At 61.3% G+C, this 401-nt stretch carries 1 protein-coding gene; it reads left to right on the forward strand.

The annotated features are described in order from the left end of the window. Positions 1-401: RHS repeat domain-containing protein (locus tag L8I05_RS29465; protein WP_242176735.1), on the forward strand; the 401-nt coding region annotated here is incomplete at both ends.

Genomic DNA, 401 nt, shown 5'->3' on the forward strand with positions numbered 1-401 from the left:
ACGACTGGTTTCAGCGACCAATGCCGTAGGCGAAAGCGAGGTTTATCGGTACGACGAGCAGCACGTCATTCTTGAGCGGCAACTGGCCGGTGGGGCGAGTTTTTTTTGGGAGTGGGAACGGGCTGGTAAGGCGGCTCGGTGTGTTCGGCATTGGGCCAGCTTTTCGCAGATGGATACGCGGTATGTGTGGGAGGACGGTGGCAGGGTCACGGTTCACAACGCTGATGGCAGCCAGGAAGTGTATGTCCATGACCAGCGCGCGCGGCTGGTGCAGCGGGTTGATCCGGATGGCGCCGAGCACTTCAAATCCTACGACGACAAGGGTCGGCTAACGGTTGAGCAGGACCCGCTGGGCGCGGTGACGGCGTATCAGTACGACGACGCTGGGCGTTTGGTGGCGC

It is taken from the genome of Pseudomonas sp. MONT-RG-20F-20-E-7-02 (assembly GCF_022662395.1).
Classification (GTDB): domain Bacteria; phylum Pseudomonadota; class Gammaproteobacteria; order Pseudomonadales; family Pseudomonadaceae; genus Aquipseudomonas.